This window comes from Curtobacterium sp. NPDC089689 (genome assembly GCF_044749145.1).
GTDB lineage: Bacteria > Actinomycetota > Actinomycetes > Actinomycetales > Microbacteriaceae > Curtobacterium.
Genome location: NZ_JBIVHJ010000002.1, coordinates 110,471 through 136,382, shown reverse-complemented (window position 1 = coordinate 136,382; position 25,912 = coordinate 110,471). Strand labels below are relative to the sequence as shown.

29 protein-coding genes are annotated in these 25,912 nt (G+C 71.9%); 13 read left to right on the top strand and 16 right to left on the bottom strand.

Going from position 1 to position 25,912, the window contains the following annotated elements; all coding sequences use genetic code 11:
• Positions 1–29 precede the first annotated feature (29 nt).
• The 5 genes from ACIPYW_RS08835 to ACIPYW_RS08815 are packed head-to-tail and all read right to left on the bottom strand — an operon-like array spanning position 30 to position 3,987.
• Positions 30–782 carry an SCO1664 family protein gene (locus ACIPYW_RS08835; protein ID WP_400412715.1) on the bottom strand — a complete coding sequence of 251 codons (753 nt, stop codon included), beginning with the start codon at positions 780–782 and terminating at the stop codon, positions 30–32.
• Positions 779–1,306: a DUF3090 domain-containing protein gene (locus tag ACIPYW_RS08830; RefSeq protein ID WP_400412714.1), complete on the bottom strand. Its 528-nt coding sequence runs from the start codon at positions 1,304–1,306 to the stop codon at positions 779–781. The genes ACIPYW_RS08835 and ACIPYW_RS08830 overlap by 4 nt, the downstream gene beginning before the upstream one ends.
• Positions 1,307–1,339: 33 nt before the next feature.
• On the bottom strand, positions 1,340–2,086 hold the full coding sequence (locus ACIPYW_RS08825; protein ID WP_400412713.1) for a histidine phosphatase family protein: 747 nt from the start codon (positions 2,084–2,086) through the stop codon (positions 1,340–1,342).
• 9 nt (positions 2,087–2,095) lie between these two features.
• The gene (locus tag ACIPYW_RS08820) at positions 2,096–2,848 is read right to left on the bottom strand and encodes an ABC transporter ATP-binding protein (protein ID WP_400412711.1); all 753 of its coding nucleotides are present in this window, start codon (positions 2,846–2,848) and stop codon (positions 2,096–2,098) included.
• On the bottom strand, positions 2,845–3,987 hold the full coding sequence (locus tag ACIPYW_RS08815; RefSeq protein ID WP_400413577.1) for an ABC transporter permease: 1,143 nt from the start codon (positions 3,985–3,987) through the stop codon (positions 2,845–2,847). The genes ACIPYW_RS08820 and ACIPYW_RS08815 overlap by 4 nt, the downstream gene beginning before the upstream one ends.
• A gap of 150 nt (positions 3,988–4,137) precedes the next feature.
• Between ACIPYW_RS08815 and ACIPYW_RS08810 the strand changes: the two genes are divergently transcribed.
• Genes ACIPYW_RS08810 through ACIPYW_RS08795 form a run of 4 tightly spaced genes read left to right on the top strand, consistent with a single transcriptional unit; the run spans position 4,138 to position 7,595 of the window.
• Positions 4,138–5,310 carry a sensor histidine kinase gene (locus ACIPYW_RS08810; RefSeq protein ID WP_400412710.1) on the top strand — a complete coding sequence of 391 codons (1,173 nt, stop codon included), beginning with the start codon at positions 4,138–4,140 and terminating at the stop codon, positions 5,308–5,310.
• The gene (locus ACIPYW_RS08805; RefSeq protein ID WP_400412709.1) at positions 5,307–5,936 is read left to right on the top strand and encodes a response regulator; all 630 of its coding nucleotides are present in this window, start codon (positions 5,307–5,309) and stop codon (positions 5,934–5,936) included. Before ACIPYW_RS08810 ends, ACIPYW_RS08805 begins: the two co-directional genes overlap by 4 nt.
• Before the next feature lie 31 nt (positions 5,937–5,967).
• Positions 5,968–7,149, top strand: coding sequence for an MFS transporter (locus tag ACIPYW_RS08800; RefSeq protein ID WP_400412708.1), 1,182 nt, complete (start codon positions 5,968–5,970; stop codon positions 7,147–7,149).
• Positions 7,150–7,166: 17 nt separating this feature from the next.
• Complete coding sequence (locus ACIPYW_RS08795) at positions 7,167–7,595, top strand: BLUF domain-containing protein (protein WP_058725964.1); 429 nt, start codon at positions 7,167–7,169, stop codon at positions 7,593–7,595.
• Between the two features lie 32 nt (positions 7,596–7,627).
• Here the strand turns inward: ACIPYW_RS08795 and ACIPYW_RS08790 are convergent, their stop codons facing one another.
• The 3 genes from ACIPYW_RS08790 to ACIPYW_RS08780 form a co-directional block, all read right to left on the bottom strand.
• The gene (locus tag ACIPYW_RS08790) at positions 7,628–8,203 is read right to left on the bottom strand and encodes a GNAT family N-acetyltransferase (protein WP_400412707.1); all 576 of its coding nucleotides are present in this window, start codon (positions 8,201–8,203) and stop codon (positions 7,628–7,630) included.
• A gap of 9 nt (positions 8,204–8,212) precedes the next feature.
• Positions 8,213–8,833, bottom strand: a complete 621-nt coding sequence (locus ACIPYW_RS08785) for a ScbR family autoregulator-binding transcription factor (protein WP_400412705.1) — start codon at positions 8,831–8,833, stop codon at positions 8,213–8,215.
• A gap of 153 nt (positions 8,834–8,986) precedes the next feature.
• Entirely contained in the window at positions 8,987–10,537 is a 1,551-nt protein-coding gene (locus tag ACIPYW_RS08780) for an alpha-L-fucosidase (protein WP_400412703.1), read from the bottom strand.
• Between the two features lie 108 nt (positions 10,538–10,645).
• Between ACIPYW_RS08780 and ACIPYW_RS08775 the strand changes: the two genes are divergently transcribed.
• The 3 genes from ACIPYW_RS08775 to ACIPYW_RS08765 are packed head-to-tail and all read left to right on the top strand — an operon-like array spanning position 10,646 to position 13,103.
• The gene (locus ACIPYW_RS08775) at positions 10,646–11,635 is read left to right on the top strand and encodes an aldo/keto reductase (RefSeq protein WP_400412702.1); all 990 of its coding nucleotides are present in this window, start codon (positions 10,646–10,648) and stop codon (positions 11,633–11,635) included.
• Positions 11,632–12,681, top strand: coding sequence for a LacI family DNA-binding transcriptional regulator (locus ACIPYW_RS08770; RefSeq protein ID WP_400412701.1), 1,050 nt, complete (start codon positions 11,632–11,634; stop codon positions 12,679–12,681). The genes ACIPYW_RS08775 and ACIPYW_RS08770 overlap by 4 nt, the downstream gene beginning before the upstream one ends.
• Entirely contained in the window at positions 12,678–13,103 is a 426-nt protein-coding gene (locus ACIPYW_RS08765; protein WP_400412700.1) for an RbsD/FucU domain-containing protein, read from the top strand. Before ACIPYW_RS08770 ends, ACIPYW_RS08765 begins: the two co-directional genes overlap by 4 nt.
• Before the next feature lie 89 nt (positions 13,104–13,192).
• Here ACIPYW_RS08765 and ACIPYW_RS08760 read toward each other — a convergent pair whose 3' ends face one another.
• From ACIPYW_RS08760 to ACIPYW_RS08745, 4 genes are all read right to left on the bottom strand, one after another.
• Positions 13,193–13,663 (bottom strand): BLUF domain-containing protein, encoded by a 471-nt coding sequence (locus tag ACIPYW_RS08760; RefSeq protein WP_400412699.1) that lies wholly within the window; start codon positions 13,661–13,663, stop codon positions 13,193–13,195.
• A 92-nt stretch (positions 13,664–13,755) separates the two neighbouring features.
• Positions 13,756–15,129: an ABC transporter substrate-binding protein gene (locus tag ACIPYW_RS08755; protein WP_400412698.1), complete on the bottom strand. Its 1,374-nt coding sequence runs from the start codon at positions 15,127–15,129 to the stop codon at positions 13,756–13,758.
• A 10-nt stretch (positions 15,130–15,139) separates the two neighbouring features.
• Positions 15,140–16,096 (bottom strand): carbohydrate ABC transporter permease, encoded by a 957-nt coding sequence (locus ACIPYW_RS08750; protein ID WP_400412697.1) that lies wholly within the window; start codon positions 16,094–16,096, stop codon positions 15,140–15,142.
• A gap of 39 nt (positions 16,097–16,135) precedes the next feature.
• The gene (locus ACIPYW_RS08745) at positions 16,136–17,110 is read right to left on the bottom strand and encodes a carbohydrate ABC transporter permease (protein WP_400412696.1); all 975 of its coding nucleotides are present in this window, start codon (positions 17,108–17,110) and stop codon (positions 16,136–16,138) included.
• 204 nt (positions 17,111–17,314) lie between these two features.
• Between ACIPYW_RS08745 and ACIPYW_RS08740 the strand changes: the two genes are divergently transcribed.
• The 4 genes from ACIPYW_RS08740 to mtnN all read left to right on the top strand — a co-directional run bounded on the left by ACIPYW_RS08740 (position 17,315) and on the right by mtnN (position 22,138).
• The gene (locus ACIPYW_RS08740) at positions 17,315–18,589 is read left to right on the top strand and encodes a Gfo/Idh/MocA family protein (protein WP_400412695.1); all 1,275 of its coding nucleotides are present in this window, start codon (positions 17,315–17,317) and stop codon (positions 18,587–18,589) included.
• A gap of 115 nt (positions 18,590–18,704) precedes the next feature.
• Positions 18,705–19,712, top strand: a complete 1,008-nt coding sequence (locus ACIPYW_RS08735; RefSeq protein ID WP_400412693.1) for a LacI family DNA-binding transcriptional regulator — start codon at positions 18,705–18,707, stop codon at positions 19,710–19,712.
• A 248-nt stretch (positions 19,713–19,960) separates the two neighbouring features.
• Positions 19,961–21,412 (top strand): PepSY-associated TM helix domain-containing protein, encoded by a 1,452-nt coding sequence (locus ACIPYW_RS08730; protein ID WP_400412691.1) that lies wholly within the window; start codon positions 19,961–19,963, stop codon positions 21,410–21,412.
• Between the two features lie 18 nt (positions 21,413–21,430).
• Positions 21,431–22,138: a 5'-methylthioadenosine/S-adenosylhomocysteine nucleosidase gene (mtnN, locus tag ACIPYW_RS08725; protein WP_058724509.1), complete on the top strand. Its 708-nt coding sequence runs from the start codon at positions 21,431–21,433 to the stop codon at positions 22,136–22,138.
• 85 nt (positions 22,139–22,223) lie between these two features.
• Here the strand turns inward: mtnN and hxlA are convergent, their stop codons facing one another.
• Positions 22,224–22,862: a 3-hexulose-6-phosphate synthase gene (gene hxlA / locus ACIPYW_RS08720; RefSeq protein WP_400412690.1), complete on the bottom strand. Its 639-nt coding sequence runs from the start codon at positions 22,860–22,862 to the stop codon at positions 22,224–22,226.
• 23 nt (positions 22,863–22,885) lie between these two features.
• Positions 22,886–23,458 (bottom strand): 6-phospho-3-hexuloisomerase, encoded by a 573-nt coding sequence (hxlB, locus tag ACIPYW_RS08715; RefSeq protein ID WP_400412689.1) that lies wholly within the window; start codon positions 23,456–23,458, stop codon positions 22,886–22,888.
• Positions 23,459–23,569: 111 nt separating this feature from the next.
• Here hxlB and ACIPYW_RS08710 point away from each other — a divergent pair, with 111 nt between their 5' ends.
• Positions 23,570–24,397, top strand: coding sequence for a LuxR C-terminal-related transcriptional regulator (locus ACIPYW_RS08710; protein WP_400412688.1), 828 nt, complete (start codon positions 23,570–23,572; stop codon positions 24,395–24,397).
• Between the two features lie 177 nt (positions 24,398–24,574).
• The gene (locus ACIPYW_RS08705) at positions 24,575–24,748 is read left to right on the top strand and encodes a hypothetical protein (protein WP_400412687.1); all 174 of its coding nucleotides are present in this window, start codon (positions 24,575–24,577) and stop codon (positions 24,746–24,748) included.
• Here ACIPYW_RS08705 and ACIPYW_RS08700 read toward each other — a convergent pair.
• Complete coding sequence (locus ACIPYW_RS08700) at positions 24,740–25,009, bottom strand: GNAT family N-acetyltransferase (protein ID WP_400412686.1); 270 nt, start codon at positions 25,007–25,009, stop codon at positions 24,740–24,742. The two genes, ACIPYW_RS08705 and ACIPYW_RS08700, sit on opposite strands and share 9 nt — an antisense overlap.
• A gap of 35 nt (positions 25,010–25,044) precedes the next feature.
• Complete coding sequence (locus tag ACIPYW_RS08695; RefSeq protein WP_400412685.1) at positions 25,045–25,257, bottom strand: hypothetical protein; 213 nt, start codon at positions 25,255–25,257, stop codon at positions 25,045–25,047.
• Positions 25,258–25,912: the final 655 nt, after the last annotated feature.

Sequence of the window (25,912 nt, the reverse complement as noted above, 5' to 3'; positions counted from 1 at the left end):
CCGGGCCGGCACGGTCGGGCGGGATCGGCTCAGAACAGCGGCCAGGGCACGGCCGAGCCGTGGCCGGGCGGCGGCGGGAAGATCCCGACGGCGCGGAGCGCAGCGCACCGCGCCGCGATCGTGTCGACCTCCTGCCCCGTGAGGTGTTCCCGCAGCGCACGACCGAGGTCGCCGCTGAGCGCGCCGGAGACCCGGTCGATGCCCTCGAGTTCGTCGGGGGTCAGGGGTTCGCCGATCCAGCCCCACAGCACCGTGCGGAGCTTGTGCTCGACGTGGAAGGTCAGGCCGTGGTCGACGCCGTACCGGTGGCCGTCCGGCATCGCGAGCACGTGCCCGCCCTTGCGGTCGGCGTTGTTCACGACGACGTCGAACACCGCCATGCGTCGGAGCTGCTCGGAGTCCTCGTGCACGAGCGTCACGGGCTGCTCGTGCTCGTCGATCGCCTCGAGGACGGGCAGCCACGGGGACCCCGGCGCCTCGGCGACGTCCGGCGCGACGATGTCGACCGCGTCCTGCTCCGGGTCGACGTCCTGCCAGCGCTGGAGCATGCCGGGGCCGAACGGCCCGTCGCCGAGCCAGGTCGGCGGGACGACGCCCCAGCCGAACGCCTCCGAGACGAGGTACGCCGCGACCTCACGGCCGGCGAGCGTGCCGTCCGGAAAGTCCCACAGGGGGCGCTCGCCCTCGATCGGCTTGTAGACGACGGCCTCGCCGTCGAGGTCGGCGAGGAAGGTCGCGTTGGACGCCTCGCGGATCCGGGCGCGGATCGTGACCTCGCTCATGCCACCCCGGGTGGGCGTCCGGCGGCGACGACCTCGCGGGTGCGCTCGACGAAGGCGCGGGCGGTGCCGACCGGGATCTTCACCTGGAACAGCTCCGCGGGCTCGGGGATCTCGACCACCGCCTCGACCTCGCCGTCCTCGCCGGTCTCCTCGGCGACGATCTCGACCTCGTCGTCGATCGGGTAGGCCTCGATGACGACCTGTGCCGTGGCGGGGTCGAAACCGAGGCTCAGGGCACCAGCGCGGAACTCCGGCTCGACGGGCTGGTCGAGCGGGTCCCCGTCGAAGAGCTCCTCCGGCGCGGTGTCCGGGACGCTGAAGCGGTTGTCGTCGACCGTCGCGACCTCGTCCAGGAGCTCGTCGACCTTCTCGGCGAGGACCGCCGACTGCTCCTTCTCGAGGGCGACGCTCGTGACGCGCTTGCCGTCCCGCGCCTGCAGGTAGAACGCACGCTCACCGGGGCGTCCGATCGTGCCGACGACGATGCGGTCCGGCCAGTCGAAGCCGTGGACGATGGTGGGCATACCTGGATTGTAGGAGCGTCGTGCTCCGCTCGTTCAGGGAGCGGCGGTCCCCGGATCCCGGTCCGACGCATCGGCCGCGGAACCGGGTCCCGCTCCCCCGCCGACGGCCGCGTCGCCGCTCGGGGCGGGGGCCGCCGCGAGCCACGCCAGGTCACCCGACTCGGTGTTCGTCGCGACGACCTCGGGCCGGTGCTCCCCGTAGCGGACGATCGACACCGAGGCGGGCCCGACCGCGATCCGCTGGAAGAGGTCGAGGTGCATGCCGAAGGCGTCGGCGAGCACGGACTTCACGATGTCACCGTGGCTCACCGCGACCCAGACCGCGCCGGGCCCGTGCTGCCGCTCGACCTCGGCGTCGAGGCGCCGGACGGCCGTGACCGCGCGGGACTGCATCGTCGGCATGGACTCCCCGCCGGGGAACACGACCGCGCTCGGGTTCGACTGGACGGTGCGCCACAGGGGTTCCTTCGCGAGGTCGGTGAGTTTCCGGCCCTGCCACTCGCCGTAGTCGGCCTCGGTGATCGCTCGTTCGACGGTGGTCTCGGGCACGTGGCCGTGCGTGTCGCGCTGGGCGTCGGCGATCGCGCGGGCCGTCTGACGGCAGCGCTCGAGGGGGCTCGTGACGAGGGCGGCGATCGGGACCGCGGCGATGCGCTCCGCGGTGCGCTGGGCCTGGCGCCGTCCGACCTCGTCGAGCCGGACCCCGGCCGTGCGTCCGGCGAGCAGGCCGGTCGCGTTCGCGGTGGTGCGTCCGTGCCGGACGAGGAGGACGGTCGCCATGCCCCGATCCTAGGCCGCGTGCAGTGCGGCGCCGGCGGCCTCCGGGACGAGCCGCCCGTCGACGACCGTCACCAGCCGGTCGAGCGCGCCGCGGTGCACGAGGTCGTGCGTGACGAGGAGCGTCGCCGTTCCGCGCTCGTGCGTGAGCCGGGCGAGGAGGTCCATCACCGCGCCACCACGCTCCTGGTCGAGGGCACTCGTCGGTTCGTCCACGAGCAGGACGTCGGGGTCGTGCACGAGCGCTCGGGCGATCGCGACGCGCTGCCGTTGCCCGCCGGACAGCTGCGCGGGGCGCTTGTCCGCGTGCTGTGACAGCCCGACGGCGTCGAGCAGTTCCGCGACGCGGGCACGGTCGACCCGGTGACGACCACCGCCGCGACCGGCTCGGTCGGCTCGACCCCCGTCACGCGCCCCGCCGAGGTGTCCCATCACGAACAGCTGCTCTTCTGCGGTCAGCGACGGCAGGAGGTTCGACTGCTGGAACACGATGCCGATCCGCTCCCGTCGGAGCGCGGCGGCCTCGCGGCGGGACAGACGGGCGGCGTCGACCGGCGCACCGTCCGGCCCGCCGATCAGCACCCTGCCGGAGTCCGGCCGGATGAGCGTCGCGGCGACCGCGAGGAGCGAGGACTTCCCGGAGCCGGAGGGCCCGGTGATGCCGGTGACCACGCCCGGCGCCGCGGTGAGCGACACGTGGTCGACGGCGGTGACGCGGCGGTCGCCGTCGGGGAAGGTCAGGGTGACGTCGTCGAGGGTAATCATCGGTTGCTCCCCAGTGCGGTGAGGGGGTCGGCTGCGGTGACGGTCCGGAGGGCGACGGCCGCGCCCGCGAGACCGAGGAGGGCCATCACCACCCCGGGGACGAGCGTGGTGAGTGGGCTGAGGAGGAAGGGCAGGGTCCCCCCGGCGAGCGTCCCGAGCCCGACGACGGCAGCGGTACCGACCCCGATGCCGACGACGAGCACCACGAGCGCCTGCCCGAGGGCATCGCGGACGAGCGACGGCGTGCTCGCGCCGAGGGCCTTGAGCACGGCGACGTCGCCGGAGCGCTGCATCGTCCACACCGTGAAGAACGCGCCCACGACGAGTGCGGAGACCCCGAACAGCATCGCGATCATGAGTCCGAGGGACCCGACCTCGGACTTGAACGTCTCGAGCGCGGTCAGCGAGGCCAGCGGTGTCGCGGCCGAGGTGTGGGTGCGCTCCGCGACGGTCGCCCAGTCGGGGTCACCGCTGACGGCGAGCACGGTCGGGTCGCCGTCCCCGCCGAGGCGCTGGTCGGCCGTGGACCACGCTCCGGGGGTCATCGCGACGACCGGCGTGTGGCTGTACCAGGCGTCGCCGCCGACCGTCGCGACCCGGAACGTCGTCCCGGCGATCGTGACGCGGTCGCCGGCACGGACACCGAGGTCGTGCGCGGCCCCGGCGGAGAGGCCGACCTCGTCGACCGAGCGGGGTGCGAGCGCTGCGACACCGCCACGGTCCGCGGACGCCGGCAGGCCGAAGAGCGCGACGCCGACGGCGGCGCCGTCCGCAGTCGCGCCGACGGCGGACCCTGCGGCGCCGGCGGCGGATGCGTCCGTCCCGTCGACCGCGGCGCGCACGGCACGACCCTGGACGATGCCCACCGGCACCACCTCGTCGACCCCGGCCGACGCTCGCCAGCCGGCCAGTGCCTCCCGGCCGATCCGCGAGTCCGCGAACGACGGCTGCCCGTCGGACGGTTGCTGGAGGACGATCCGGTCGCCCGGCAGGGCGAGCACGGCGGAGACGTTCTGCGCCGCGAGGCCGCCGGTCAGTCCGGCGAGGAACCCGACGAGCAGCGTGATGAGTGCCACGACGGAGCCGATGAGCACGAAGCGTCCACGGGCGAACCGGAGATCGCGCCAGGCGACGAACACGGTGGTCCTTCCTGCGGCCACGGACCCTCCACGACCACGCTGTCCAGCCTCGCGACCAGGGCGGCGACCGGCATCGGCGGTCGAGAGGGTCCTGCGCTCCGACTTTCGGTTGATCCCCGTGCGCGGCGACGACCGTACGCTGACGGGGACATGGCCCACAGCACGCTCACCCCGGTCTTCGTCGGTCTCCGCACCGGCCTGCACGTGCTGTCCGCCGCGCTGCTCGCGCTCGTCGTCGTGCGGATCGCGGTCGTCGGGGGGCCGTGGGCGCTGCCGTCGCTCGTGCTCGCGGCGGCGTTCGGCGCGGTCTACCTGCTCGGCGCTCGGGTCGCCCGGGTCGCCGAGGGGCGACGGTCGCGTGCCGGAGCGCTGTGGCTGCTCGCCCTGACGGTGTTCTGGGCGGCGCTCCTCGTCCTCGTGCCGGAGGCCGCCTACCTCGTCTTCCCGCTGTTCTTCCTGTACCTGCACGTCCTCCCCCGCATCGTGGGGCCGGTCGCCGTCCTCGTCGCCACGGCCGTCGCGATCGTCGCGATCGGCCTCCACGGCGGCTTCACCGTCGGCGGCGTGGTCGGTCCGGTCGTCGGTGCCGGCGTCGCCCTCCTCATCGGGCTCGGGTACCGTGCCCTCGCCCGCGAGGCGTCGGAACGCGAGCAGCTCGTCGCCGAACTGCTCGCCACCCGCGACCGCCTCGCCGCGACCGAACGCGAGCAGGGCGTCCTCGCCGAACGGGCACGGCTCGCGCGGGAGATCCACGACACCGTGGCGCAGGGCCTGTCGAGCATCCAGATGCTGCTGCACGCCGCGGAACGGGCCGACGGCGAGCGTCCGGGTACGGAGCACATCCGACTCGCTCGGCAGACCGCCGCGGACGGCCTCGCGGACACCCGCCGGTTCATCCGCGAGCTCGCACCGCCGGCGCTCGAGGCGGGTCTGCCAGCGGCGCTCGGCCGACTGGCCGAGACGCAGTGGTCGTCGGACGGGCTGACGGTCACGGTGGACGCCCCGGCGAACGTGACCCTCCCGATGGACGTGCAGACCGCGCTGCTCCGCATCGCGCAGGGTGCGGTCGCGAACGTGGTGCAGCACGCCGGGGCGGCGACGGTCCGGCTCGTGCTCGCGGTCGACGGCCGGGAGGCACGGCTCACCGTCACGGACGACGGTCGCGGCTTCGACGTGGTCACGGCCGACCACCGCGCGGGCTCGTCCGACTCGTTCGGCCTGCGCGCGATGGCGGACCGCGTCGCCCAGTTCGGCGGCCGCCTGGACGTCGACTCCGCACCGGGCGCCGGCACGACCGTCGTCGCCACCCTGGAGGTCCCGTGATCCACGTCGTGATCGCCGACGACCACCCCGTCGTGCGCGCCGGGCTCCGGGCGCTGCTCGACGGCGAGGACGACATCACCGTCGTCGCCGAGGCCGCCACCCCGGACCGGGCGGTCGAGCTCGCCACGGAGCACGCGCCCGAACTCGTGTTGATGGACCTGCAGTTCGGCGAGCGCACCACCGGGGCCGACGCCACGCGCCGGATCCGGGCGCTCGAGGCCGCGCCGTACGTGCTCGTGCTCACGAACTACGACACGGACGGCGACATCCTCGGCGCGGTCGAGGCCGGAGCGAGCGGCTACCTCCTGAAGGACGCGCCACCGGAGGACCTCGTCGCCGCCGTCCGGGCAGCGGCCTCCGGACAGAGCGCCCTCGCACCCACGATCGCCGGACGGCTGATGGCACGGATGCGGGCACCGCAGGTGTCACTGTCGGCCCGGGAGATCGAGGTCCTCGCGCTCGTCGCCGAGGGTGCGTCCAACGGTGACGTCGCAGCGCGGCTGTTCATCTCCGACGCCACCGTGAAGTCGCACCTCGTGCACGTGTTCTCGAAGCTCGGGGTGTCGTCGCGCACGGCGGCGGTCAACGAGGCACGTCGACTCGGTGTCCTGCGGCGCGGCGCTTGACCCGGCCGCGCGGGCACGGTCTGATGGGGCGATGAGGGCCCGACACCGCGCAGCCCTCTTCGCCACGTCCACGATGACCGGGTTCGGCATCGCCTCGTGGATCACTCGCACGCCGGCCGTCCGCGAGGAGCTCGGCGCGAGCATCGAGACGATGGGCATCGTCCTGCTCGGGCTGTCGCTCGGGTCGATGATCGGCATCCTCGGTGCCGGCGCCCTCGTCCGCCGCACCGGCACACGGCCCCTCGTCCTCGTCGGCGGTGCGCTGCCGGTGCTCGGCATGCTGCTCGTCGCACTCCTCGCCCCGGCCCACGTGGCCGCGGGCGTCTGGGCGGGGCTGTTCTGCGTCGGGTTCGGCTCCGGCGTCGCCGAGATCGGGCTGAACGTGGAGGCGGCCGCGGTGGAGCGGCAGCTCGGTCGGCCGGTCGTCCCGGTGCTGCACGCCTGCTTCAGCCTCGGCACGGTCGTCGGTGGTGCGGCGGGGATCGGCCTGACGGCGCTCCGGACACCGGTCACCGCGCACCTCGTCGTCGCGACCGTGGCCATGGCCGGACTGGCCGCCTTCGCCGCGACGAACCTCCGGCCGGTGGCGCGCGGCGAGCCCGCCGAGGACGAGCCGTCGGCACGGCCCCGGCTGCGGTCCGTGCTCACCGTGCAGGTGCTCCTGATCGGGGTGGTCACGCTCGCGATGGCCTTCGCGGAAGGCGCCGCGTCCGACTGGCTTCCGCTCCTCATGACCTCGGGGCACGACGCGCCGGAGGTCGTCGGATCCCTCGTGTTCACCGGCTTCGCGCTCGCGATGTTCGTCGGTCGCTCCGCCGGGACGCCGCTCGTCGCACGCTTCGGCCGAGCACCGGTCGTCCGGGGCTGTGCGGCCGTCGGCACCGTCGGGGTGCTGCTCGTCGTGACGGCCGGGTCACCCGTGGTGACCGCGATCGGTGCCGCGGTGTGGGGCCTCGGGATCGCACTCGGGTTCCCGCTGGCGATCTCGGCCGCCGGCGACCACCCCACGGACGGCGACCGGCGCGTGTCCGTCGTCGCGACGGCCGGGTACGTGGCGTTCCTGGCGGGGCCGCCGCTCCTCGGCTTCCTCGGCGAGCACCTCGGGCTGCAGGCGGCGATGCTCGTGCCAGCGGCGCTGCTCGTCGTCACCGTCTGCATCGCCTCCGCCACCCGGACTGCGCGATCCGGACAACGTTCGGGCGTCGAGCGGTGAGACGCCAGGATGGGACGGTGCTCGTCTCCATCCTCTACATGAGCCGCGCTGACGTCCCCTTCGACGACGCTGACATGCAGGAGCTGCTCCGCGAAGCGCGGATCCGCAACACGGCGCTCGGGGTGTCCGGGCTGCTCGTCGCCAAGGACGGCCGGTTCATGCAGCTGCTCGAAGGCCCGGCGTGGAGCGTGGACGACCGGTTCGCGGCGATCTCCCGCGATGCCCGGCACGGAGACGTGAAGTCGCTGGTCCGCGAGGACATCGACCGTCGCCGCTTCGACGGCTGGGCGATGGCCTACCGCTCGCTGGAGGACGCGGACGTCGAGCAGCAGGAGGGGTTCAGCCCGTTCCTCACCGGCGACATGGACTTCCCGTCCGAGTTCGACCGGACGAGTTCGGCGTGGCTCCTGAAGTGGTTCCGCTCCCGCGAGCTCAACGACGCCTGAGCGGCCCGGACTCGATCGTCACCGCTCGAGCATCACCGCTCGAGAGTCACCCACTCCTCGTCCCGCACGTAGCCGACGGCGGTGCCCGCAGCGATGATCGCCGGGTTGTCGTCGGAGCCCCCGGTCCGGAAGCGGACGACGTGTTCGTCGAGCAGCGCGAGGACCGACGCCGCCTTGAGCGCGGTGCCGATGCCCCGACCGCGGTGGTCCCGAGCGACGACGGTGAACGCGGTCTCGACCGTGTCGCCGTCGACGTCGAGGTACGTGGTGCCGACGAGGTCGCCCGACAGCGTCCACGCGCCGAACCCCCGCCGGGTCTGGGAGAGTGCGGCCGATGACCCGGTCAGCGCCTCGTGCTGCGTCGCCACGCTCCCCGGGTAGTCGTCGACGGTGGCGGCGTCGAGCGCGAGGACGGCGGGGAGGTCGGCTGGGCGGAGCTCCTGCACCACGACCGGCGCCACCCGGTCGACGAGCTGGCGGAGCACGCGGCGGTCGGCACGGTCCGCGTCGAGCTGCGCCGCCCACGAGCGCGCGGTGATCCGCCACCCGGCCTCGAGGAGTGCCGGGACGCGCTGGTCGTCCGCGCGCAGCACCGCCGTCTCCCCCACGTCGCGAGCCTAGCGACCGACGGGCTGCTCGCTGAACGCCTCGGCGACGACGTCGAGCAACCGGTCGCGGTGCCGCGGGTCGGCGATGGCGTCGAGGACGATCCGCCACATCGCGGCCACGGCCGGGAACAGGTCGTGCCGACCGGTCCGGACGGCCGACACGAGCTGGACACCCGTGAACATCGGCACGACGGTCGCGCCGAGCTGCTCGGCGGAGAGGTCGGTGCGGAGCTCCCCGGCGGCGATCGCGAGCCGGAACAGGTCGCTGATCCCGCCGATCCACTGCTCGTAGAAGGCGGCGGTCGCCGCGCCGAACTCGCCGCGCTCCAGGGACAGACGGATGCCGGCGCTGACGACGGGATCGGTGAGCAGCATCCCCGCGATGCCCCGGGACGCCGCGACGAGCGCTTCCGTGGGCGAACTGTCGACGTGGCTCACGACGTCGAACGTGCGCACGTTCTGCTCGTCGATCACGCTGAGCGCGAGCGACACCTTCGACGGGAAGTGGAAGTGCAGGGCACCCTGGGACACGCCCGCCTCGCGGGCGACCGCCGCGATGGTCGTGGCGGCGTAGCCGACACGCTCGAACTCGCGGGCGGCGGCCTCCAGGATCAGTGCGCGGCGTTTCACGCCACCAGTCTGACGGCATGGCGCGCCTCGCTGTGCAGCAACGCGGAGCGTTGCGCGAGGCGCGCCGACCGAGCCTGCGAGGGAGGTCGGGGCGGGCCCGCACCGTGCCTCCAGTCCGAGGGGTGGTCGCGTCCACGGCGGCGCCGACGCGGCTCAGCCGTGGAGGTGGTCGGTGCGTTCCGGCACGTCCTCCGTCTGCAGGCGGACCTTCACCACCGGACCGGAGTGCGGCGTCGTCGGACCGGGCACGGCGACCTCGAGGGCGTCCGGGGTCTGCGTCCACGCGACCTCGCCGTCGACGCCGAGCACCTCGACGCTCCGGATCGGGCGGCCGAGCAGGTTCGCCGAGCTGCCGAACGAGCGGATGCGTGCGGTGCCGTCGCCCGGGTGGGCGAGGAGGACCGCGTGCACGTACTCGCCCGTGGCGTCGACGCGTCGGGTGAAGCGGACGTCGGCCGAGGTGTAGACCGGGGCGTCGCCGTCGACGAACGACCCCGCCTGCACGTGGGTCGGCCCCTCGCCGGGGATCACCCACGGTCGGGTGCCGTACACGGCCTGCCCGTTGACGACGAGCCAGCGGCCGATCTCCTCGAGCAACCGCTGTTCGGGCTCGGCGATCGTGCCGTCCGCCTTCGGCCCGACGTTGAGCAGGAGGACACCGTTCTTCGCGACGACGTCGACGAGCTCGGCGACGAGGTCGGCCGTCGACTTGTAGTCGTGCCCCTCGACGAAGCACCAGGCGGTCTTCGACACCGACGTGTCGTTCTGCCAGACGAACGACGGGGTCCCGCCCATGGCACCGCGCTCGATGTCGTACACCGCGGAGCCCTCGGCGAAGGCGTTCCACTTGTAGTTGATGACGACCTCGCGACCCCACTCGGCCGCCCGGTTGTAGTAGTACGCGGCGAGGGTCCGGAGCCAGGGCTCGAAGGCGGGCTGCTCGATCCACCAGTCGAACCAGAGCACCTGGGGCCGGTAGCGGTCGATGACCTCGACGGTCCGGAGCAGCCAGTCCTCGAGGTGCCGCTCGTTCGGCGCGGTCTCCTCGCGCTGGGCGGGACCGTAGAAGTCGATGAAGCGCGGGTCGAGGACGTCGGAGTCGAACCGGGTCCCGCCGTTCATGAAGAACCAGTGCTCGGCCCGGTGCGACGAGGCCCCGCGGACCATGAAGGCGTCGTCCACGGCCTGGAGCAGGTCGCCGAACACGTCGCGCTCCGGGCCCATGCGGGCGGCGCTCCAGCGGGACCGCTCGGTGTCGTACATCGCGAAGCCGTCGTGGTGCTCGGCCACCGGGACCACGAACTGCGCTCCGGCGCGCCGGAACAGCGTCGCCCACGCCCGCGGGTCGAAGTGCTCCATCGTGAAAGACGGGATGAAGTCCTTGTAGCCGAACTCCGACTGCGGGCCGTACGTGGCGACGTGGTGTTCGTACTCGGGCGTGCCGGCGCGGTACATGTCGCGGGAGTACCACTCGTTCCGGAACGCGGGGACGGAGTAGACGCCCCAGTGCAGGAAGATCCCGAACTTCGCGTCCTGGTACCAGCGCGGCGGCTCGTACTGCTGGAGCGACTCCCACGTGGCGTCGTACGGGCCCGCGGCGACGACGGCGGCGACACGCGCGAGCGCCTCGGAGTTGTCGGACACGTCGACGGGTGCCGGCAGGCCGTCCGGGTCGATGCGGGGCAGGTCGTGCGGTGCGGTCATGTCTCCTCCTCGAGCTGCACGAAACGTTACGTGTTCCGGATGCTGCGCGCTAGTGTTGCGCTCACCAGGCGGAGCGAAACGTTCCGCTCTCGACGGGGAGAGGACCACGTGGACACGCTGACCCGCACGCTGCGCACCGGAGCGCAGATCCCGCTGATCGGCCTCGGCACGTTCGGGTCGGACCGCTACGGCCCGGACGAGGTCGCAGCAGCCGTCCGGGGCGGGCTCGAGGCCGGCTACCGGCTGGTCGACTGCGCGTCCGTCTACGGCAACGAGTCCGAGGTCGGTGCGGCGATCGTGGCGAGCGGCGTCCCGCGTGACGAGCTGTTCGTGATGTCGAAGGTCTGGAACGACGCGCACGACCCCGACGACGCGGTCGCCTCGGTCCGACGTTCGCTCCGTGACCTCCGGCTCGACCACCTCGACGCGGTCTTCGTGCACTGGCCGTTCCCGAACCACCACGCGCCGCACGCCTCGGCGGAGGACCGGGACCGATCGGCTCGCCCGTACGACCACGCCGCGTACCTCGCGCTGTGGCGGGTGCTCGAGGGACTCGTCGACGAAGGGGTCGTCCGGCACCTCGGGACGTCGAACACGACCGTGCCGAAGCTCCGGCTGCTCCTGCGCGACGCCCGGGTGCTGCCGTCACTCAACGAGATGGAGCTGCACCCGACGTTCCAGCAGCCGGAGCTGTTCGACCTGTGCGTCGCGAACGGCATCCAGCCGGTGGGGTACTCACCGCTCGGCTCCCCGTCGCGGCCGGAGCGCGACCGCACCGACGACGACCCGGTGGACGTCGAGCACCCCATCGTCCGCCGCATCGCCGAGGCCCACGGCGTCCACCCCGCGGTCGTGTGCCTCAAGTGGGCCGTCGCCCGCGGGCAGGTACCGATCCCGTTCGCGGTCAAGCCCGAGCAGTACCGCGCCAACCTCGAGGGCGCGCTGACCGACCCGCTCACCGCGGACGAACTCGTGGCCATGGCGGACGTCGACCGCGGGGCACGGCTCATCAAGGGCCAGGTGTTCCTCTGGGAGGGCGCGTCGAGTTGGCACGACCTCTGGGACGAGGACGGCACGATCCGGGGCGGTCGCGTGTGACGGCGACGTACAAGGACCTCCAGCGCGAGACCGGGCTCTCGCTCGCGACGATCTCGAAGTTCTACAACGGCGGTGCGGTCCGCGACGAGAACGCCCGCGCGATCGAACGCGCCGCGTCGGCCCTCGGGTTCCGGCCGAACGCCTTCGCGCGGAGCCTGCGGTCGCGCCGCTCCGGCACGATCGGGGTGCTGCTCCCCGCGCTCGACAACGACTTCCACCTCACGGTCATCGCCGGCGTCGAAAGCGCGCTCCGGCCGTCCGGGACGAGCGTCATCGTCTCGTCGAGCCCCGATGCCGGGGCCGGCGCGGTCGACCTCCTGCGCAGTCGGATGGTCGACGGGATCATCGCGGTGCCGTCGCCGCACGACGTCGAGGCGCTGTCCCGGGCGGCCGAGCAGATCCCGGTCGTGCAGATCGACTGGCGCGCGGACGACCTCGTCGTCGACGGGGTCTTCCTCGACAACCACCGCGCCGGAGCCCTCGCGGCGCGGCACCTGCTCGACCACGGGCACCGGCGGCTCGGCGTCGTCGGGGGCGACCCGGCCGTCTCGACGATGCGCGGGCGGGTGGACGGCTTCCGCGAGGTCGCTCGGCAGGCCGGCGCCGACCTCGCGCCCGACGCCGTGCTCGCCGGCCCGCTCACGGTCGCGAACGGCCAGGCCGCGATGCAGCAGTTGCTCGTGCTCCCCGAGCGCCCGACCGCGGTGTTCTGCGCCAACCACGAACTCACGATCGGCGCGGTCATCGCCGTGAACGAGTCGGGCCTCAGCCTCGGGCGTGACCTGTCGGTGCTCGGCTTCGACGGTCGTGAGCTCGCGCAGGTCACCGTGCCGAAGCTCACGGTCATCGAGCAGCCGACGCACGAGATCGCAGTGCGGGCGGCCGAGCGGATCCGGGAGCGGCTGGACGAGCGGCGCTCCGAGCGGCGGGTGTCGGGCGCGTCCGTCGCGGCCGGTCCCGTCGACGTCCTCGTCGCCCCACGACTCGTCGCCGGCGGGTCCGTCGCACGGGTCGGCCCACCGATCACCGGCCCCACGGAGGCATGATGCTGCGCTACACCCTGACGCACCGCCCGACCCTGAGCGCGCTGGCGTCGCTCGGCCACGGCTCGAGGGTGCTCATCGCGGACGGGAACTACCCGTTCGCCACCGCGATGCACCCGCGCGCGGAACTCGTGCACCTCAACTGGCGTCCGGGGCTGCTCGACGTCGACGAGGTCCTCACGACGCTCCTCGACGCGGTCCCGTTCGAGGCGGCCACCGTGATGACACCACCCCCGGACGCCCCGGTGGCGGCGCACGACGGGTACCGCCGGGTCCTCGGGCCGGACGTGCCGCTCGGGACGCTCGACCGGTTCGCGTTCTACGACGCGATCCGGGCGCCGGAGACAGGGCTCGTCATCGCCACGGGTGACCAGCGGTCGCACGCCAACCTGCTGCTCGAGGTCGGGTTCGTCGCGGCGCGCTGAGCCCAGGGGCGCGACCGGACGACCGGTCGCTCCTCGACGGCGGCGACGGGCCCCGGCGGAGCGCCCCGCGCCCCAGCTGGCCGCGCGACTCAGGCGGCGTGCCTGCCCAGGGTGATCCGTTCCTCCCGGCCGGTGCCGAGGTCACGACCACGGAACCACCGCAGCAGGAAGTCGGCGGAGGTGCCGGACAGCGACGCCGGGAGCCCCTCTCGGCGCTGCAGGAAGCCGCTGAAGCCGGGCTCCTCGAGGACGTCGGCGTCGGACGGTGCGCCGAACGCCATCGCCCACCCGTCGAACCGACGCGCGCCGATCGGCTCGCGCGACAACGACTGCACCTCGGTGTGCCGCGGGTCGCGCTCGATGGCGGCGTAGCGGTCCTCGACGCTCCACTCCGGCCCCTCGAGCACCTGCATGAAGCGACCGCCCTTGGCGAGCAGCAGGCCCGAGACGCCGAGCGCCTCGTTGCGGAGTCGTGCCTCGCGGAGCATCGCAACGAGGTCGGCGTCGGTGAGCTCGTCGACGGCGACGGACATGTAGACGAGTGAGGTGAGGGAGGTCATCGGCGCCAGTTTCGTTTGACGGTGGAACATCCGTCAACGCGGTCGTCCACGCACCGCACCGGGCCCGTGGACGACCGCGTGTTCCGGACGACTCAGGTGAGCGCCAGGAGGGTGTTGACCTGCTCGTTGACCGCCGTGAGCGAGGACACCGGCTTGCCGTTGGCGTAGATCCCGTCGAACGCGGGCTGCACGAGCGCCTGCACGTCGGCCGGGTTCCGGGTCACCGGGAAGAGGAACGTCGTGCCGTCCTCGACCTGCTCGGTGAACGCCGTGACGTCGAGACCGCGCTTCGCGTAGGCCGCGACCGCGGCGTCCGTCCCCGATCGGCGGGCCGGGAACACGATGCCCGCCCGGCCGACGATCTCCTGCGCCGCGGCACTGCCGAGGAACGCGACCCACTTCGCCGCCGCCTCGGGGTTCTTCGCCTGCTTCGTGATCGAGTCGCCGAGCCCGTTGAACATCGACGCACGGTGCCCGATCGGCCCGGCGGGCGTCGGGGCGATGCCGACGTCGATCCCCTGCAACCCGAGGTAGGTGCCGATCATCCACGAGCCGTTGAACGACAGCGCCACCTTCTTCGAGCCGAGCTGCACGTCGGGGCCGGTCGTCGTCGAGAACACCCCGTACTTCGGCATGTAGCCCTTGTCGGCGAGCCCGAAGTACCAGGAGATCGTCTTCTGGAACTCGGTGTCGTCGTAGCGGAACTTGTTGCCCCACGGGTTCGAGTTCGTGTAGAACCAGTCGATCGACCCGGTGAACGGCGACCATTGCGTCTGGCCGAAGCCGTCCCCGCCGCTCCCGTTGGCACTCATCCCGTAGACGGCGATGTCGGTCTTGTCGAAGCCGGGCTCGTCGCCGCGGCGTCCCTTGCCGTCGACCGTCAGGTGGGCGATCGCTTTCTCGAACGTCCCGCCGTCGTCGGGGTTCCAGGACAACGCGGCGAGGTCGTCGGCGGTGTAGCCCGCCTTCGCGATGACCTCCTTGTCGTAGAACATCGCGATGGTGTCCCAGTCCTTCGGGGAGCCGTACCGGTGCCCGTCACGGCCCTTCCAGAGCTGGGCGAGACCGGACTGGTAGTCGTCGTCGCGGATGGCACTCGTCGCCTCGAGGTCGTCGAGCTTGTACAGCACGTCGAGGTCGGCGAACTGCGGGAACTTCGACAGGTGGTCGGTGAACACGTCGGGCGCGGTGCCGGCGATGAACCCGGCGGTGAGCTTCGTCCAGTAGTCCGCCCACCCGAGCTGGGTGATCTTGATGCGGATGTCGGGGTTGTCGCGCTCGAAGGCCTTCGCGACGGCCTGGTAGGCGGGCAGCTGGTTCGCGTCCCAGAGCCAGTACGACACCGTGCCGGTCGCACCGCTCCGCGGGTTCGGTGTGCTCGGACTCGAGCAGGCCGCCAGCGCTCCGAGGGCCAGGGCCGAGGCGCCGCCGGCGAACAGGGCGCGGCGGGTGATGGGGTTCGTCATGAGCTGGTCCCTACTTGATGCCGGAGAAGCCGATGGAGTTGACGATGCGCTTGGCGAAGAGGCCGAACAGCACGATCATCGGGAGCGCCGCCACGAGGGTCGCGGCCATCAGGCCCGCCCAGTCGGTGCCGGACTGCGGCGACTGCGACTTGAAGACGCCCAGGGCCACGGTGAGCACCCGAGAGCTGTCCGTGTAGGACACCATCAGCGGCCAGAAGTAGTCGTTCCAGGCGGTGATGTACGTCAGCACGGCGAGCGTCGCGATCGGTGCGGAGGCCATCGGCAGGATGAGCCGGAAGAACACCCGGACCTTGCCGGCGCCGTCGATGAGCGCCGCTTCCTCGACCTCGCGCGAGATGCCGAGGAAGAACTGCCGCAGGAAGAACACCGCGAACGGGGTCATCAGCATGGACGGGAGCGCGATGCCGAGCAGGGTGTCCACGAGTCCGAGCGACTTGATGAGGGCGAAGTTCGGCAGGAGGGTGAAGATCGTCGGCACCATGAGCCCGGCGAGGAACACCGCGAACACCTTGTCGCGTCCGGGCCACCGCAGGCGGGCGAAGGCGTAGGCGGCGCCGGCCGAGAAGAACACCTGGCCGACGGTGATGAGCGTCGCCGTGATCACCGAGTTGAGCAGGTACTGCCAGAAGTTGATCGCCGCACCCGACCCGCCCTGGGCGAGCGCCTCCTTGGTGGACTGCAGGCCGAAGACCCGCTCGAACCCGCCGAGGCTGAACCCGGTCGGCAGCAGCGACGTGGGGTCGGCGGAGATCGCGCCGTTCGACGACAGGGCGGTGCGCAGGATCCAGTAGAACGGGAACAGGGTCACGACGATCACGGCGATCATCGCGATCCAGGCGATCACCCGTCCGACGGAGGGCTTGCGACGCGGCGGACGTGGGCCGCCGCGGGTGGTGATCGCGCGGGTGGCCTGGGGCTCGACCACGGGGGGCAGGGTGCTGGTCATCTCGGACTCGCTTTCCGGGAGGTGTGGTGGGCGGCCGCGTCAGTCCAGGTCGCTCTCGCCGGAGCGCGAGAGGCGGTACTGGATGAACGTGATGACGCTGAGGACGATGAGGAGGGCCACCGAGACGGCGGACGCGTAGCCGAACTGGAACCGGCCGAAGGCGAGGTTGTAGATGTAGTTCTGCACCACGTTCGTGGCGTTCGCCGGCCCGCCCTGGGTCGTGACCGCGACGGTGTCGAACACCTGGAACGAGCCGATGATCGTGATGATGAGGACGAGCGAGAGGATCGGCCGCAGGAGCGGGACGGTGATCCGCCAGAACATCTTCCACTCGCTCGCACCGTCGATGCGGCCCGCTTCGTAGACCTGCTCGGGCAGCGCCTGGAGCCCCGCGAAGATGAGCAGAGCGGTGTACCCGACGTTCCGCCAGACGTTGATGAACGCGATCGTCGGGATGCCCCAGAAGTCGCTCTGCAGGAACGGGATGCGTCCGACGCCGATCGCCGACAGGATCTCGTTGCCGATGCCGAGCTGCGTGTCGAGGATCCACAGCCAGATGAGCGCGGCGACGACGTTCGACACGAGGTACGGCGCGAGGACGATGCCGCGGACGAACGTGGACTTCGTGAGCCGGTGCATCATCACGGCGATGAACAGCGCGAGGATCGTCTGGAAGCCGATGTTGAGGAGCACGTACTCGACGGTCACCGCCATCGAGTTCCAGAAGATCGAGTCCTGCACGAGACGGACGTAGTTCTGCAGGCCGGTGAACACCGGCGGGGTCAGCAGGTTGTAGGTCGTGAAGCTCAGGTAGATGCCCCGGACCGTCGGCCACGCCAAGAACAGCAGGAAGCCGACCGTGGCGGGCGCGATGAAGACCAGCGCGAGCCAGAGGTCATTCCGTGGACGGCGGCGTGGGGAGGTGGTGCCGGCACGGGCATGGTCGGCGACGCGACCCTGCCGTCTCGTGCTGGCGGTCGTCAGGGGTGACGACACGGGGCTCTCGGTGACCATCGCGACTCCTTCGTCTGCGGTGGACTGGCTCGAAGCAGCAGTCCGTGGCCGGGAATCTACACGTGGAGACTGTCGCCGACAAGGGGCAGTTTCAGCAGTCGTAACAGGGGGTTGTCACGAGTAGACGATCGTGGAATGCTGACGGGGATCGCACCGGCGCGACCTGCCCGGCGATGCATCCACACCACTTCGGAAAGGTCCCCGATGATCTCCATCGCCATGGTCGGAGCCGGCCAGTTCGCGCCCCAGTTCGCCAAGCTGTTCAAGCTCCACCCCGACGTCGACCGGGTGTTCGTGACGGACCTCGTCGAGGACCGCGCGTCCGACCTCGTCGCGGAGCAGCACCTCGACGGCACCTTCGCGGACTTCGACGCCGCGCTCGCGTCCGACGTCGACGCGGTCGCGATCTTCACGCAGCGCTGGACCCACGGACCGCTGGTCGTGCAGGCCCTCCGCGCCGGCAAGCACGTGTACTCCGCCGTCCCGATGGCGATCTCGGTCGACGAGATCCGCGCGATCATCGACACGGTCCGTGAGACCGGTCTCACGTACATGATGGGCGAGACGAGCTACTACAACCCGGCGACGGTGTTCGCTCGGAAGAAGGTCGCCGAGGGGGCGTTCGGCCGGGTGTTCTACGCCGAGGGCGACTACGTCCACGACATGGACCTCGGGTTCTACGCCGCGTACCAGTTCAGCGGCGGCGAGGACTGGAAGCGCACGGCCAGCTACCCGCCCATGCTCTACCCGACGCATTCCGTCGGCGGCGTCCTCGGCGCGATCCCCGGCCACGCGGTCAGCGTCAGCTGCATCGGCGTCAAGGACGACCGCGGCGACGGCGTCTTCGACAAGGACGTCAGCCAGTTCGACAACGACTTCTCGAACGCGACCGCGCTGTTCGAGCTCGACAACGGCGGCGTCGTCCGCATCAACGAGATGCGCCGCGTCGGCTACCCCTCGCACATCCGCGAGTCCCGCTTCCGGTACTTCGGCACCGAGGGCAGCTTCGAGCAGCTCGCGAAGGTCAGCGTCTGGCAGGACAAGCAGGACTCGGTCGACATCAGCGACCAGATCGACACGCAGGCGACGATGTCCCTCGACGACCCCCGCCTCGCCGGCGTCGACCCGTCCCTCCGCGACGCGTTCGTCTCCGGGTACGCCCCGGTGCACGACACCTCGCGTCTGCCGTCCGAGTACGACGGGGTGCCGACCGGCCACGAGGGCAGCCACCAGTTCCTCGCCGACGACTTCGTCCGCGCCGTCGTCGACCGCACCCTGCCCCCCGTGAACGCCTGGACCGCCGCTCGGTTCACGCTGCCCGGCATCATCGCCCACCAGTCCGCGCTGCAGGGCGGCGTCCGCCTCGAGGTGCCGGACTTCGGCGACGCCCCGGAACCGGCCGGCGCCGCCGCCGCGCCGGCGAGCGCAGCGGGGTCGGACGACGCAGCCGGGGCCGGCGGCCCGTCGACCGCCGTCTAGGATCGCAGCGACGACAGCGGTCCGGCTGCCGGCCCCTCCGGGTCGGCGGCCGGACCCCACCGTTCGGGTGCCGGGCCGCACGGTCCGGCACCCGATCGCCATCCAGGAGGCCCCCGTGAGCACCCCGACCACCCCCCGGGCGGTCACGCGCGCGGACGTCGCTCGGTACGCCGGGGTGAGCACCTCCGTCGTGAGCTACGTCGTGCACGACGGCCCACGCCCCGTCGCCGCGGAGACCGCCGCCCGGGTCCGCGAGGCCATCCGCGTCCTCGGCTACCGCCCGAACGCGAGCGCGCAGGCCCTACGCACGGGCTCGTCGAAGATGCTCGGGCTCATCGTGCCCGAGCTCGACAACCCGTTCTGGTCGGAGCTCGCCGTCGAGGTGACGCACGCCGCGGCCGCGCGCGGGTACGACGTGCTCCTCGCCAACAGCGACGGGGACAGTGTGCAGGAGCGCGAGCGCCTCCGTACCCTGTCCGCCCGTCAGGTCGACGGCATCATCGTGACGAGCATCCAGACCCACCCGGACCTCTCCACCGTGACCGACCCCGGCATCCCGATGGTGCTGCTCAACACCTTCTTCGAGGTCCCCCACTACGTCAGCATCGGAGTCGACGCGTTCCGAGGCGCACTCGACGGCACCCGGCACCTCATCGAGCACGGCTACGACTCGATCGGTCTCGTGATGGGCCACGCCGGCGAGATGGAGCTCCGCGAGCAGGGCTGGATGCGGGCACTCCGCGACGCCGGTCGCCCCGACGGCCCGATCGCCCGCTGCGACTTCACCCGACGCGGCGGGTACGAGGCGGGCCTCCGCATGTTCGGCGACGGCACCGGCCCCCGCGCCGTCTTCGTCAGCTCGGACATGCAGGCGATCGGGGTGATGCGGGCACTGTTCGAGCTCGGACTGTGCGTCCCGGAGGACGTCGCGATCGTCTCCTTCGACGGCGCCGCGGAGGCGGACTACACGAACCCCCAGCTCACCACCGTGCGGCAGCCGATCGAGGAGATGGCGCGCGAGGCGGTCGACCGCGTCCTGGGCGGCGGCGACGAGGGCAACCGACGCCTCGTCCCGCCCGAGCTGGTGCTCGGTGCGAGTTGCGGGTGCGACGTGCGTCGCTGACGCACCCACCCACCGGCCGGGAGGCACGGTGCGGGCCCGCCACGGGCCTCCCGTCCGACGCCGGGTCGCGCCGGGCCGGTCTCGCACCGCACTCCCGACGAGACACGCGTCGATCGCACGGTGTTCCGCCGCTCGATCGTCGACTCGTCGGGGAGACGGTACGCGCACTGCGGCGCCCCGGTTGCTCTACATCTTGTAGAGTCACTGTCCGTGCGGCACGAGGTCGCGCCCGACACCGGAGAGTCCCGATGCCGCACGCTCCCGCACGCACACACACGCCCGCGCCGGCGGTCCCGCGCCCGCCCGCGAGTGCCGGCTGGTTCCCCCAGCTCCTGCTCCGCCTGCACTTCCTCGCCGGACTGTTCGTCGGCCCGTTCATCCTCGTCGCCGCACTGTCCGGTGCCCTGTACGCCGTGGCGCCCTCGATCGAACGAGCCGTGTACGCCCACGAGCTCACCGCCCCGGTGACAGCGACGACGCTCCCCCTCGCCGAACAGGTGTCCGCCGCTCAGCAGTACGTCGACCGCCGGCACCCTGGCGACACCGTCACCGAGGTCCGCCCGGCCCCGACCCCGGGCGCGACCACGCGCGTGATGTTCACCGAGGACGGCCTCGCGGAGTCCACCACCCGCGCGGTCTTCGTCGACCCTGGTACCGCCGACGTCCGCGGCGACCTGCCCGTCTACGGCACGTCCGGGTCGCTCCCGTTCCGCACGTGGGTCAGCACGGTGCACCGCAGCCTGCTGCTCGGCGACGTCGGCCGGCTCTACAGCGAGACCGCCGCGTCCTGGCTCGGCATCGTGTCACTCGCCGGGATCGCGCTGTGGACGGCGCGGATCCGTCGAGTCCGCCGCAAGCGCGAGCTCGTCGTCCCCGACAACCGGGCGCGCGGGTACCGGCGGACGTTCTCCTGGCACGCGGCCACCGGCGTCTGGGTGCTGCTCGGCGCGCTCTTCCTCTCGGCGACCGGCATCACGTGGTCGCACTTCGCGGGCGACAACGTCACGGCGTTGCGTTCCGCGCTGAGCTGGCAGGCGCCCGCGGTCGACACGGCCCTCGGCGGCGCGGCGGCCACCAGCGCGGGAACTGCCGGCGGCCACGGGGAACACGCCGGGCACCACGGCAGCGACGCCCAGCCGGCCGCTGCCGCCGAGGTCACGCCGGACCAGTTCGACACGGTCCTCGCCGCAGCACGCGGGGCCGACCTCGACGCCGCGGAGCTCCGCATCCACGTCCCGACCGCGTCCGACGAGGCGTGGACGGTCGAGGAGAGCAAGCAGACCTGGCCGGTCGCGATGGACGCCGTCGCGGTCGACGCCCGGGACGCGCAGGTCGTCTCCGAGGTCCGGTGGGCCGACTACCCGCTCATGGCGAAGGCCGCGAAGCTCGGCGTCAACACCCACATGGGCGTCCTGTTCGGCGTCGCGAACCAGATCGTGCTCGTGCTCGCCGCCCTCGGCATCGCCGCGATGGTCGTGTTCGGGTACGTGATGTGGTGGCAGCGCCGCCCCGCCGGCGCCCGCACCGGCCGCGCTCCCGCCGCAGGAGCGCTCGCCCGTGCGCCGGGCTGGGGCGTCGCGCTCGTCGCACTGGTCGCAGCGCTCCTCGGCGCACTGCTCCCGACCGTGGGCGTCACGCTGCTCCTGTTCCTGCTCGTCGACGCGGTGGTCGTCACCGTGGGGTCCGCCCGCGCCCGCTGAGCGTGCGAGACTCGGTCAGTGCACCAGCCACCGATCGCGGTCGTCATCGCCGCCATGAGCGAGGAGGTCGGCGCCTTCGCCGGTCTCCTCGGCGGAACGCCCATCCTCGACGGTCCGGTCGGCGGCCACGACGAGCACCACCTGCTCGACGTCGGAGGGCGGGTCGTCGCGGTCCGCCGGAGCGGCATCGGGTTCACGAACGCCACCGCCGCAGCGGCGCACGCCTTCCACGACTTCGGCTCCGGCATCCCGGTGATCAGCGTCGGCACGGCGGGTGGGCTCATGCACGGTGTCGCGATCGGCGACGTCGTCGTGGGTGACCGCTACGTCAACCTCAACGCCGACGCGACGGCCTTCGGCTACGCGCTCGGACAGGTGCCGGGGATGCCCACCGGGTACACGCCGGACCAGCGGCTGGTGGACCTCGCACTCGCGTCTGACGCCGGGTACCCGCTGCGCGCGGCGACCATCGGGTCGAGCGAGATCTTCGTCACCGAGGGCCGTGCACGCCTGCTCCGCGAGGCCTTCCCGACGGTGGCGGCGGTCGACATGGAGACGGCGGCGATCGCGCAGTTCGCCCACGTCCACGACATGCCGTTCGTGTCGGTCCGCTGCATCAGCGACCTCTGTGCTCCCGACGGGGACGAGTTCAAGGAGCACCTCGACGACGCGGCGGCGCGCGCCGCGCGCGTCGTGCACGACGTGGTGACCGGTCTGGTCGGCTGACGTCGCGCAGTGGTCGCGACCCTGCAACGGATTGGAGGCTCGACACCAGCTGGTGTCGGGCCTCCCGTCCGTGGGGTGGTGAGGATCAGGCCGCTGCGGGCTCCGTGATCGCGTCGCGCAGCGCGGACGCCGCCGCGGCGACGTCGTCGGCGCTGTAGATCGCGCTGCCGGCGACCGCGACGCGGGCGCCCGACGCCTGGACGGCGGCGATCGTGTCCGTGGTGATGCCACCGGCGACCGAGAAGTCGACGCCGGAGGCCTCGCCGTCGCGCAGGAGCGTCTCGAAGGTGAAGCCCTCCTCGGCCTGCTCGTCGAGCCCGGCGTGCATCTCGACGAACTCGACGCCGAGCGCGGTGACCTCCTTCGCGCGGGCCGCCTTGTCGGGCACGCCGATGAGGTCGACGACGATGCCCTTGCCGTGCTGCTTCGCGGCCTTGACGGCACCCGCGATCGTGCTGTCACCGGCGACGCCGAGGACGGTCACGAGGTCTGCACCGGCCTGGAAGGCGATGTCGGCTTCGAGCTCGCCGGCGTCCATCGTCTTGAGGTCCGCGAAGACGATCTTGTCCGGGTGCGCCTCCTTGACCGCGGTGATGGCGGAGAGGCCGGCGCTCTTGATGAGCGGCGTGCCGAGCTCGATGACGTCGACGTACGGTGCGGCCTTGCCGGCGAGTTCGAGGGCGTGCTCGGTGGTCAGGGTGTCCATGGCGAACTGGAGCTGCATGGTGGTGTCCTTCCGGTGGTGGGTCATTCGAGGTTGGCGTGGCGGGGCCACAGGTCGTCGGCGGAGTGTCCGCTGCGTTGCCAGAGCGCGTGGAACAGGGCGTCCCCGAGCAGGGCGACGGCCTGCTCGAAGAGGCTCCCGGCGTACTGCGCGGAAGCGGTCCCGGAGCGGTCGGTCTTCGTCGCCGCCGGCACCACGAGCGTGGTGTCGGCGACCTCGGACAGCGGCGCGTCGTCCGTCGTGCTGACGGCGAGCACCCGGGCGCCGACTCCGGCTGCCGTGCGCGCCGCCTGGACGATGCCGCCCGTGGTACCGGACCCGCTCGCGATGAGGAGCACGTCGTCCTCGCGGATCGCGGGGGTCGTGACCTCTCCGACGACGTGGACGGTGAGTCCGAGGTGCATGAGGCGCATCGCGGTCATCCGGAGCGCGAGGCCCGATCGTCCGGCCCCGTGCACGAACACTCGATTGGCCTCGGCCAGCAGCGTGAGGGCACGCTCGAACGGGACGGGGTCCGCCGAGCGGAGAGCGACGAGGGTGTCCTGCAGTTCGCTCCCGATCGTGCCGAGGGCATCCGCGACGGTGGTGGTGGGCATGGGTCCGATGGTGCACTGGTGGCACGGCGCACGGAGCCGCCCGGGCGCACGGTCGCCCCGTCCGATCGGGTGGGACGGTCCGTCCGGGTGGGACGGGTAGGTTCGGTCTCCGTGGGATCGGACGTGCACACCTCGGCCAGTCGGACGGCCACGTCCGAGCACGCCCGGACCGTCGCCGAACAAGCCGACCGACACGCCCTGACGCTCGAGTCCGTGCTCGCTGCCCTCCGCTCGGGCAGGCTCTCCGACGCGGCCGCCCGCGCCGAAGCCGTCGAGATCGCCTCCGCCGCACTCGTCGAACTCCGGACGTCGAGCGACCGACAGCGCAGCAGCCTCCTCGAACCCGTGACCGGCGCGTTCTCACGGCTCCGCGCCGACCTCCGTCCGCTCGTGCGCTTCGGCGACCTCGACGTGCAGTTCGTCGAGCCGCCCGCGACAGGACGGGCCCTGCCAGGGGACGTCGCCCACAGCGCCCGTGCGATCGTCCGGACCGCGGTCCTCGCGCTCGTCGACGACGGGGCGGCACGGAGGGTGCGCATCCAGTGGGACTGCGACGGGCGGAACCTCCTCATGCAGCTCCGCGACGACGGCGCCGGCACACTCGACGCGCACGACGACGCCGTGCGCCCCATCGCCGAGCGGGTCGTCGCCCTCGACGGCACCCTCGCCGTGGACTCGACCCCGGGTTGGGGTTCCACGCTCGACATCGCACTTCCACTCGACCCCTCGCCGACAGCGCTCGACGTGCCGGACGACACCGACCTCACCGCACGGGAGCGCGACGTGCTGCGGCTGGTGGCGACCGGGGTCGGGAACCGGGAGATCGCCGAGGGGCTCGGCATCAGCGTCAACACGGTCAAGTACCACGTGGCGAACCTGCTCCGGAAGCTCGGGGCCCGCACCCGCGCGGAGCTCGCCGCGTTCAGCGTGCGGGGCTGATCCGGCCGTACGGCGACCCGACGGACCGGCGCCCGTCGTGCACTTTCCGCACCGGCCCCGTCGTCGGCGACCGTCCGGCGGGCATCGTGGTTCCATCACTTCGGACACGAGCTGCGTGTTCCCGACCGCGCACCACGACCGAGAGGCCACGACATGCCGTCGAGATCGAGCAGGTCGGTGCGGGAGCGACTCGGCGGGTGGACCTACGTCCTCGTCGGGTGCGCGGTGGTCGTCCTCGTCGAGGTGATCGGCCACGCGCTGTCGTTGACCGAGCTCGTGGTCACCGAGGACGCTCCGGGAGCACCGCCCGCCAGCGCTGACCGCCAGCCTGCCGCAGCGCGGTCACGCTGAGGACGACGACGGCCCCGGCGCGAGCACCTGGAACATGACGTGGTCGCGCCACTCCCCTGCGATGCGCAGGTACTCCGGCGCCGTCCCGAAGCGCACGAACCCGTTCCGCTCGAGCACCCGTTGCGACGCGACGTTCTCGGGGAGCGTCTCCGCTTGGACCCGGTGCAGCCCGAGTCGTCCGAACGCGTGCGCGACAGCGAGCCGGACCGCGGTCGTCGCGTGCCCCCGGCGGAGGCGGTCACCCCGGACCCAGTACCCCATAGCGCACGACTGGAGTGCTCCCCGGGTGATGCCGCTCAGGTGATGCGCCCCGTGATCTCGCCCTCTGACTCGATCACGAACGGCACGGTCGTCCCGGCTCGGGCCGCTGCCAGTGCATGCACGATCACGTCGTCCTGCCCGAGCTCGGGCCCGCGCCGATCGTCGACATCGACGACGACGACACCGTGGACGTGCGGCTGCGCTTCGTCGAGGTCCACGTGCAGGAACGGGCCGTCGTCGTCGCACACGACGACCGCGCGGTGCGTGTGGAAGTACGCCGGCGCAACGGGGTCGAGCTACCGGGTGTGGGTTTGGCTGGGAGCCGTCACACGCCCGGGACGGGACCGGTAGAGCGCCGGGAGACAGTGCCGGGTTGTTGGGCAGCAAAATCCGAAACGTCCCCGTGCAAGGTTGTACGGGGACGTTTCGGAGGATGGGTTACCAGAGCCAGTAAATGTTCTGGAACCAGTTCCACGCTTCGTACGCGTACGTATCAGCGGTGATTATTGCGCTGACTGTGGCCATGATCTTTACGAAGTTTTCCAACGAGTCGTGCTTGAAAATACGGAAAAAACGGCCGTAACCGACGCAGCGTGTAGTACGGTGGGCAGACGGATCGGGATTCGGAACGGGACTACTGACGGTCATGTGAGGGCTCCTTCGGGAGTCTGAGCGGGTCTGGCAAGGGTCATGGGACGTCTCTCTCCGACAGTGGTGCGCCCTCGCCGTCCAAAGTTCGGACGCAACACTGACTATGTGAAGCAGTCGCCTCAGCCCAGCGCTGAGGCGTTCTGCATTTCTTGCTGCCCTCAGGCTACAGCCGACCACCCATTTCCGGGAACGAGAGCGAGAGAAAGTGTTACACGCGTGGGATTCGACTTATGGGTGGGGTGTCAATGCCCC